The organism is Leptospira wolbachii serovar Codice str. CDC, assembly GCF_000332515.2.
GTDB lineage: Bacteria > Spirochaetota > Leptospiria > Leptospirales > Leptospiraceae > Leptospira_A > Leptospira_A wolbachii.
Window position 1 is genome coordinate 1 of the sequence record NZ_AOGZ02000021.1, and the last position, 9,108, is coordinate 9,108.

The 9,108-nt window shown below is 33.4% G+C and carries 12 protein-coding genes; all 12 read left to right on the top strand.

Features of this window, described 5'->3' with window-relative positions; translation table 11 throughout:
* Window positions 1-153: 153 nt before the first annotated feature.
* The 12 genes from LEP1GSC195_RS20135 to LEP1GSC195_RS18995 all read left to right on the top strand — a co-directional run bounded on the left by LEP1GSC195_RS20135 (window position 154) and on the right by LEP1GSC195_RS18995 (window position 8,598).
* Complete coding sequence (locus LEP1GSC195_RS20135) at window positions 154-318, top strand: hypothetical protein (RefSeq protein WP_232227866.1); 165 nt, start codon at window positions 154-156, stop codon at window positions 316-318.
* Between the two features lie 688 nt (window positions 319-1,006).
* Window positions 1,007-2,008 (top strand): WD40 repeat domain-containing protein, encoded by a 1,002-nt coding sequence (locus LEP1GSC195_RS18945; protein ID WP_015683119.1) that lies wholly within the window; start codon window positions 1,007-1,009, stop codon window positions 2,006-2,008.
* A gap of 267 nt (window positions 2,009-2,275) precedes the next feature.
* Window positions 2,276-2,521 carry a ribbon-helix-helix protein, CopG family gene (locus LEP1GSC195_RS18950; RefSeq protein WP_015683117.1) on the top strand — a complete coding sequence of 82 codons (246 nt, stop codon included), beginning with the start codon at window positions 2,276-2,278 and terminating at the stop codon, window positions 2,519-2,521.
* Window positions 2,518-2,943 (top strand): type II toxin-antitoxin system VapC family toxin, encoded by a 426-nt coding sequence (locus LEP1GSC195_RS18955; protein ID WP_035984054.1) that lies wholly within the window; start codon window positions 2,518-2,520, stop codon window positions 2,941-2,943. Before LEP1GSC195_RS18950 ends, LEP1GSC195_RS18955 begins: the two co-directional genes overlap by 4 nt.
* A gap of 294 nt (window positions 2,944-3,237) precedes the next feature.
* Window positions 3,238-3,591, top strand: a complete 354-nt coding sequence (locus tag LEP1GSC195_RS19660; RefSeq protein WP_232227867.1) for a putative toxin-antitoxin system toxin component, PIN family — start codon at window positions 3,238-3,240, stop codon at window positions 3,589-3,591.
* 77 nt (window positions 3,592-3,668) lie between these two features.
* Window positions 3,669-3,929 carry a toxin-antitoxin system HicB family antitoxin gene (locus LEP1GSC195_RS18965; protein ID WP_015683114.1) on the top strand — a complete coding sequence of 87 codons (261 nt, stop codon included), beginning with the start codon at window positions 3,669-3,671 and terminating at the stop codon, window positions 3,927-3,929.
* A 204-nt stretch (window positions 3,930-4,133) separates the two neighbouring features.
* Window positions 4,134-4,898, top strand: coding sequence for a PDDEXK family nuclease (locus LEP1GSC195_RS19395; protein ID WP_015683118.1), 765 nt, complete (start codon window positions 4,134-4,136; stop codon window positions 4,896-4,898).
* 21 nt (window positions 4,899-4,919) lie between these two features.
* Complete coding sequence (locus tag LEP1GSC195_RS18975; protein WP_015683115.1) at window positions 4,920-5,435, top strand: hypothetical protein; 516 nt, start codon at window positions 4,920-4,922, stop codon at window positions 5,433-5,435.
* Window positions 5,436-5,676: 241 nt separating this feature from the next.
* Window positions 5,677-6,120 (top strand): hypothetical protein, encoded by a 444-nt coding sequence (locus LEP1GSC195_RS18980; protein WP_051122401.1) that lies wholly within the window; start codon window positions 5,677-5,679, stop codon window positions 6,118-6,120.
* A gap of 715 nt (window positions 6,121-6,835) precedes the next feature.
* Entirely contained in the window at window positions 6,836-7,636 is an 801-nt protein-coding gene (locus LEP1GSC195_RS18985) for a hypothetical protein (protein WP_015683111.1), read from the top strand.
* Window positions 7,637-7,943: 307 nt separating this feature from the next.
* Complete coding sequence (locus tag LEP1GSC195_RS18990; RefSeq protein ID WP_015683120.1) at window positions 7,944-8,258, top strand: nucleotidyltransferase family protein; 315 nt, start codon at window positions 7,944-7,946, stop codon at window positions 8,256-8,258.
* Window positions 8,248-8,598: a HepT-like ribonuclease domain-containing protein gene (locus LEP1GSC195_RS18995; protein ID WP_040507271.1), complete on the top strand. Its 351-nt coding sequence runs from the start codon at window positions 8,248-8,250 to the stop codon at window positions 8,596-8,598. Before LEP1GSC195_RS18990 ends, LEP1GSC195_RS18995 begins: the two co-directional genes overlap by 11 nt.
* Window positions 8,599-9,108: the final 510 nt, after the last annotated feature.

Consider the following 9,108-nt stretch of genomic DNA (forward strand, 5'->3'; position numbering starts at 1 on the left):
CCTCGCTCGGTCTGCGACACATTCCCCTTCTGTCACTCGCCTGCATTCGCAAGCTGCGTGCCAGTCCCTAACGTCCCGTCCGGGACTCAGGGTCGGGAAACGTCGTTAAGCCTGGTTCGTTATGCGAAATAAAACAAAATAAATTTAAAATTAATGAATCCATTAAGTGTATTTGAAGCTATCGGACATTTCTTTTATTGGATTCTCTATCTCGTGAATCCGGATTTCAAAGAAGAACAAAAAATCAAAGAAATAGAAAGAAAGGAACACCAACAATTAGTTTCGAAAATTGAAAAGAGAAAAGACTCAAGAAAGTAATAAGAAAGAATTCGAAGAAAATACGTTTAACTAAAATTAACAACAATGAAGATTTGCTCAAAATTTGTTTAGATGATCCAGTTTTTTGTGATAATAACATAATTTTGAAAGAAAAAAATTAGAAGAGGAAATAAAAAATCCAGATCGTAGGAAAATATTTGAAGAAGAATGGAAAAATACATTCAAAAGTATTAACTATGGTTGTTATTGTAGAAATGAAACAAATTTATATATATATCCAAAATGTCCTATCGATGATATACTCACTCGATCAAGCTTGCAAGTTAAGACACGATTGTTTAAAATCGGAAAATAAAACATGGGTGGACTCAGATTCTTTGCAAAACTGATTTCCTTTCTTTTCTCGAACGAATTCCATATTCGAATAAAACTAATCTTTGTAAACTTTTTCAAATGAAGATGTTTTTATATTTACTGCTAACAAATATAAAGCTCTACTAAAAATTAAGAATAAAATTAATTAAAAAATGTTTTACTTCGCATAACAGCACCTAACCGCTTCGCTTCGGGACGAGCCCTCGCTTGGGCTGCGCCACATAGGCTTCTGGCACTCCCCTTGCATTCGCAAGTGTCGTTCCAGTCCCTAACGTCCCGTCCGGGACTCAGGGCCAGCCTACGTCGGTTAGTCTAGTTCGTTATGCGCCATTTATAAAAATTTTGAGTTAAAATGGAAAAATTAAGAAACAAATTCAATACAATAATACTAATTTCAATATTAGTAACCCCTATCTTCTTAACACCAAGTGATCGAAAAGTCGAAACTTCTAGAAGAAGTATACTCATAGGACACGAGAAATCTGTTACGTCTCTAATTCTAAGTAATGACCTAAATATACTAGCATCTGGTGCAGAAGATAAAAAAATAATTATCTGGGATTTAAAAACTAACAAGTTGATCACAACTTTACTAGGCCATGAAGAATTTATCACTTCACTTGCAATCAGCAACGACAATAAATATTTACTATCGGGCGGTAAGGATAATAAAGCTATTCTCTGGGATCTAAAATCGGAGAAGCAAATTTGCAAAATCAATAAACATGGAAAGTTAATTCAAGCTACAGGAATATCTGATGATTCAAAATATTTCGCTACAGCCGGCTTTTTCGAAAAGCAAATATATATTTGGAACACATCAGATTGTACATTATATAAAGAAATAATTCATGACGATGATATTACAACGTTAAAATTTTCGACGGAAGAAGGTTCCTTAATTAGTGGTAGCGGAGGAAAAGGTATTCAAGATCTTTATATTTGGAATTTCCATAAAAATGAATTATTAAATAATTTTGGAGAACATGGAGACGGTGTTCACCAATTTACTTTTTCTAAAAACTACATTGGATCTGGGAGTAGAAATAGCCCACTCAAATTATGGAATATAAAAAGCGGTCAATTAATGAATACTTTTATAGACTTGAATGAAAAATTAAATCAAACAGTCTATTCAATAGCAATCAGTCCGTTAGAAAATAAAATTGCTGCAATCTATGATTTTAATTGTGATCTAGGAATTTGGAACGTAAATAATGGAAAACAAATTAGTTCTATTTACGGAAACGGGATTTGTTTCAGTGAAATTAAATTCACTGATGAAAACAATCTTCTTATTGTGAAGAGTAGAAAAAATGACATCGAAGTTATGCAATTGAATTTGCAATTATAAACGGCGCATAACAGCGTGGAAACGCTGCGCTTCGGCACTTACGGCCTCGCTTGGCCTGCGGCACATTTCTCTCCGTCACGCTTTTTTGCTTTCGCAAAAAGCGCGCCGACGCTAACGCCTACTCCGTAGGCTCAGCTACGAGAAACGTCGTCTCCACTAGTTCGTTATACGAAATTTGTGCAAATTTAATCTCTTAAATTAAAAATGTAGAAAAGAAACTATTGACAAACAAAAGAAAATGTAATACAGTCGTATTACGGTTCTGCCATGATAAGTTTAAGATTACCAGAAGAATTAGAAAAAAAACTTTCAGAAGTTGCTAAAATTGAAAACAAAAGCAAATCAGAAGTAATTAAAGAATCTTTAGTTTACTACATTGATAATTTTGCAAAGCAACCTTCTGCCTATGAGTTAGGTGAAAAATATTTTGGTTTATATAAAAGCGGGATTTCCGATAAATCTATTAACCATCAGAAGTATATAAAAGATGCTTTAAATAAGAAGCATAAATGATTAAAGCTATTATTGATACTGGGCCTATAGTTGCATTCTTCGACGAATCTGATAATTATTGCCTACAATGTAGATCCTTTCTTAAAAACTTTAAAGGCAGATTATTTACATCACTTGCGGTAGTTACTGAAGTATCTTATTTATTATCTGACAACAAAAGAATACAAAAAGCCTTCATCGAATGGATTGATAACAACGCAATTTCAATATTAAATCAGGATAATGAGCAATTTGGTTCAATTCTGTTTTTTATGGACAAATATGCTGATCGACCAATGGACTTTGCTGACGCTTCACTTATGACTATTTCAGAAGCATATGAAATCCAGAATATCTTCACCTTAGATAGTGATTTCCGATTCTATAAATCAAAAAAAGGAAAGTCTTTAAAAATCATCAACGAAAGCATGATAAAAGACTAATTAAAGCACAAACTTCGTATAACAGCGGGGAAACGCTTCGCTTCGGCACAAGGCCTCGCTTGGGCTGCGCCACATTTCCCTTCTGTCACTCGCTCGCATACGCAAGCTCCGTGCCAGTCCCTAAACGTCCCGTCGGGACTCAGGGTCGGGAAACGTCGTCTCCCCTAGTTCGTTATACGCAAGTTGCTAAAATCTAACTATTTCTTTAAAAATTAAGCTTAGATTAGGAAATAAAATAAGAAATGCCCGAAAAAATTAGTAGATTTATGATAGCATATTTGATATCATAAATTAGTGAGGGTCACTATTGATACAAACGTCTTATATCAAGCTCTAAGAGATAGTAGAGGTGCTTCACATTTTATACTAGCTTTAGTTGAAAACAGGAAAATTGAATTAGCTCTATCAACTCCAGTTTTTATAGAATATTCGGATGTTTTACTTAGAGATAAGTCAATCTCTGATTTAGGCTTATCTAAAAAGGAAATTAATCTTGTTTTGGATTTCCTTGCTTTGGTGGCTACGCCTTTTTCTATTAACTATTTACTAAGACCTAATCTTGGGGACGAAAACGACAACCTTTTTGTTGAACTTGCTTTTGCAAGTAACAGTCGATACCTAATTACTTCAAATATTAAAGATTTTTAACCAAAATAAAGATCTAAAATTTGATTCCTTTAAAGTTATTACTCCCACAGATTTCACTAAATTTTGGAGATTAAATTATGAATAAAAAAAATGTGCTCACCATTCGTATTCCAGAAGATCTTAAAGAAAGAATTGAAAAAACTGCTGCGACACAAGGTGTTTCTCTTAATCAATTTGCTTTATATGCTTTTACAAGAGGCATCAGCGATATTGACACTGCTAACTTTTTCAAAAAACGCATTCAAGGAAAAACTAATGAATCAATTGAAGACGGATTTAAGAAAGTTATGGGGAAAGTCGGAAAGAAAGATAAAATTCCTACTTGGGATAAACTCTAGTTCTATAGTAGCAACCAGCGTATAACAGCGTGGAAACGCTGCGCTTCGGCACAAGGCCTCGCTTGGCCTGCGGCACATTCCTCTCCGTCACGCTTCTCGCTCTGCAAGAAGGCGCGCCGACGCTAACGCCTACTCCGTAGGCTCAGCTACGAGGAACGTCGTCTCCACTAGTTCGTTATGCGAAATTCTTTGAATAAATAGTATATGAAGCCGATAGATACTATATATAACGGATACAAATTTAGGTCCCGATTAGAAGCTCGATGGGCAGTTTTTTTCGATAATATTAATTTATCATACATATATGAAAAAGAAGGTTTCGATCTTGATGGAACTTGGTATTTGCCAGACTTTTGGATCGAAAATTGGCAATGCTGGATTGAGATTAAACCTGATATTCCTGATCTAACAAAATCGAATGTTAGAGAATATAATCTTTGCCATAAATTAGCAAAATATCTTAACCAAAATGTTCTATTGGTAGGAGGTAATCCTTGGAGCAAAGATAATTCAATCCAATCCTACCAAAAACATACTAGAGAATATGATATAGCCATTTTCACGACTCCTAACTTAATAGAAAACGGTTTTAACTTCAAAGACAAGCAATTTCAAAAAGGAATTATAAACATAAGCAATAATGGAATAATTTGTCCTTTAGAAAAAGAATTTTATACAAATGAAATGTATTTGTATAGAATTGTAAAAATTATAAATTCTATTTACCCAAATTTAGTCTCAGTTATACCAGAGAAAGATGAAATAGAGAAAATTATAGAAGTTGATAAAAAATATTACCAACAAAAGTATTCTAAAAATCATCCAAAATGGTACTACGGAATATCCTGTACAGGCTTAGGTTTCCAATATGAAGAAAATTTGGCGTATTTAAATTGCATGCCAAATCTTCAGAAGCCTAGCAAGGCACTAATGAATGCATTCTCTATATCAAGACAATTTAGATTCTAAAATAATAAAAAGGAAAATCAAATGAAAGATCAATTAAAAAAATACTCTTTTCTGGTGATTACAACATTGATTATCAATTGTAATTCAAACTCAAAAGATAATAATAACTACATTCCGTTACTAAATATGCCCAAATTAGTTTCAGAATTAAATAAAAACGGATTTAAAACGGAAAAGAGTATATTTGAAGATAATTCATTTTTAAACGAAAACATCTACATCTCTGACTATATGGAATATAGAATTAAATTATATTCTGCACAAGACGAAAATAAAGTATCAAATATACGCTTAGTTGCGAATATAATAGAAGTAAATAAAGGAAATATTGATGTCAGCTATAGCCTATTCAATGATTTCACCAAACTTGAAATACTTGAAAAAAACAATAAAATCCAGGAAGCACAAAATTGGTTAAAGCTGAACTTTAATAATGATAAATCAAGTCTACAAATTGAAGGTCTACTTTTTACTATATATGCGCCCACAAAGTTCGTAAGAATGTTAACAATCGAACCGTTAGAAAAGAATCTTTAGAAACAAAGAACTTCGCATAACAGCGCGGAAACGCTTCGCTTCGGGACGAGCCCTCGCTCGGTCTGCGACACATTCCCCTTCTGGCACTCGCTTGCATACGCAAGCTACGTGACCAGTCCCTAACGTCCCGTCGGGACTCAGGGTCGGGGAACGTCGTCTCCGCTATTTCGTTATGCGAAATTAGGTAAAAAGAAATTTTAAATATCCTTATATAAAAAAAAATAACAGAGCTTAATTTACTATGCCAAACTTAATTACAATAATAAGATATCCTTACGAAGAACCTTATCTCTTGAATCTTTTAATAAAGGCTACTAATGGTATTTTTACTGGAGAATTAGAAATTTACGATAGCACTGATTCACTTAAAAATTGTGCCAACTGTTTAATGAATTTCCCCAAATGCGCAACAGATGAATTCATATGGGAATTAGGTTCTGAAGACAAAATTAACAGATTTGTATTCTTTTTTAAATTTCGTGTTTATATTACAGATTCTACTGGGACGTGTGCAATTAATGTAAGATTTAATAATAACCAAAAACCGCCAGATTTGGCTATTTCAGAATTTTCCATTAAAACAGACGCAGCAGGTATAAACAATCTAGGCAAACTGTTTCTAACTTTTTCCGAATTGAAGAAAGAAACACTAATCTGGGATGGAAGAGATGGAGATTTATATTAATGATAACAATATTCTAATTCATTTAAATATAAAGCGTGTTTTCGATTGAGAAACGAATATCTATCAATCATTTAACTTTTTCTCAAAATATACTTTAAGTCTTATACACTGCCAATATCAATGTCGAAAAGAAAAATATATAAGAGATACAACTTAACTACCTAACTAGAAAATCTATGAATTTCACTACCTCAAAAGGACTTTAATAGGGGATTAGTTTCACATTAGTATTGAAAAAACATAGCAATGCTCTTTAACATTATGGTAATCGATTAAATAATACAATTTTAGAAATCTATCCTTATATTAAAAACTAAAAAAATGATTTTAATAATATAAGAATATTTTTTTCAGTTTCTAATCTTTTAATTATAATTAACAAACAAAAAAGTTTCTGTAAATAATTTGAAACTGAAATAAATACATTAGAAATTAAATATATTGAAATTAAAACATCTGAAGTTTCTGAATTTACGAATGAAAATTAGCAAGTTACCTAACTTCGCATAACATCGCCTTACCGCTACGCTTCGGCACAAGGCCTCGCTCGGGCTACGCCAAATTCCCTTTCTGTCACTCGCTCGCATACGCAAGCTACGTGCCAGTCCCTAACGTCCCTTCGGGACTCAGGGTCAGGGAACTTCGGTAAGTCTAGTTCGTTATGCGAAAGTAAAAAAATCCTTGCAGTTATTTACCAATGATAACCCATCTTACTATGAAAAAATTAATCTTATTAATCCCACTCTTCTTTTCCATCGAATGCGCCACTAGAAGCTATCGGTTTCAAAATCCAGTAAACTCTGAATCATCTAAAAAAAAAGGGATTGTCGTCTTTTCAATCTATTCTGTTTATCCCAAGGATAGAAACCCGAAATTAAATGAATTTCTTCCTACAGATGAGTCGTTCAAATTGAGTTTTCAAGACGATTTAATCTCCTTTTATGATATGAAGCAAAAGAAGGAAGTAGAATTTGCTGAGAATATAGATGGAGGAATTGAAGATAAGGAGAAGATTATATATGTTAAAAAACGAATTAGGAATGTATCCAATTCAATATATGAAAGCTACTTTGAACTCGAACTAGAAGAAGGTCAAGAATACGCCATATCTCGAATTTTACATGGATTATTAGTAATTGATAAGATGGAATATTATCCATATCCCCTAGATCCCATTCAATCCTTCGAAACATTACCATTGAAAGTAAAACCTGGTGAAATCTCTTTTATGGGCTTATATCAGATCAGAATAGTTAATTCAGATGCAAATAATCCATTTGCAAAAAAAAGAAATAAAAATGATATGAATGCAATGCTATTTGGCAGGGAAGGATTCGATGAGGTAGTCATCGGAGAAATGAGATTAGACAATGGTTATATAGAAAAAGCTTCGAACGGAGTAAAATATAACAAATTACAAAGTGAAATAACTTATCTCAAAGATTTCATACTAAATCAAAAAAATGGATACTGGAAAGAAGTTGCTCAAAAAAAAATAGCAAATTTAAGCAATTAGCAATTCTTTTTACCTTCGCATAACAGCGACTAACCGCTTCGCTTCGGGACTTCGCCCTCGCTTGGGCTGCGCCACATAGGCTTCTGGCACTCCCCTTGCATTCGCAAGTGTCGTTCCAGTCCCTAACGTCCCGTTCGGGACTCAGGGCCAGCCTACGTCGGTTAGTCTAGTTCGTTATACGTAATCGCTTAAATCTATATCTCAAGAAATGAGAAACACAATTAACAGCCCGGAAATATCAGAAAAACAGAAAAAAGAGTCATTTTCAATTGCTTGACTTTTATAGAAAATCGCCAAATTTTGAAATATGGCGACAGTCAGTTCCTTAGATGCAACTTCGATTCAAAACTCCTTAAAACAATACAAGCAGGAGCTCGATTTATTAGGTGTTGAGACAATTCACCTTTTTGGATCTGTCGCTAGAAATGAAGCAAAACTAAATAGTGATATTGATTTCCTTGTGAAGTTTAAGCCTGGAATGAAAAATTTTGATAATTACATTAATCTAACTTTCTTACTAGAAGACCTTTTTAATGTAAAAATTGATCTACTGACTGCTGACTCTATTTCGGGGTCAATTAAAAACTCTGTTGAAAGTGAGTCAGTTCTAATTGAAGTCTGATATTGATTATATTAAACATATTTATAACGAAATTTTGTTTATTAAAGATGAATTACCAAAAACGGATGCGGCTCTATTTCTTAACAATAATGTATTAAAACGAGCCTTTGTTAGAAGTATCGAAATCATCGGTGAAGCCTCTAACAAACTTTCCGATTCTTTTAAGAAAAAATACAATGAACCAGAATGGAGAAAATTCTCAGCTACTAGAAACCATTTAATTCATGGTTACTTTATTGTTGATTATGATATTGTTTGGGATCTCGTTAAAAATAAAATCCCGGTTCTTGAAGTTCAAATTAAAGAAATCTTACAAAAAGAAAAAACTCTTTTCGATTAAATGCGCGACTACGTATAACAGCAACTTACCGCTACGCTTCGGGACAAGCCCTCGCTCGGGCTACGCCAAATTCCCCTTCTGGCATTCGCCTTGCTTACGCAAGCTACATGCCAGTCCCTAACGTCCCGTTGGGACTCAGGGTCGGGGAACTTCGGTAAGTCTAGTTCGTTAATTGCAATTTCTGAAAAATTTAGTGGAAGAATGAAGAAAAAATGTTTTCCGCTTAATTAAGCTAAGCAGTGAATAAGAAATAAAAAAGAGAAAAACAAAAGAAATTAAGAAAGAAGAAAATTTCAAAGAGATTGTCGAAAACTTTTTCCCTTAACTTTGTCTTTCTAATCTTTTACGCTTTTTCAAATACGTTTGTGCAATTGAATACACTTGCGTTTGCCTTACTTGGGATTTTAAGCGGAAAACAAGATTTACGGTAATAAGAAAGGAAAGAATAAGAAACTTAAGAAAAAAGCAAGAAACGAAGAAAAAGAGAAATTCATCAGTTCAATTCTTTCC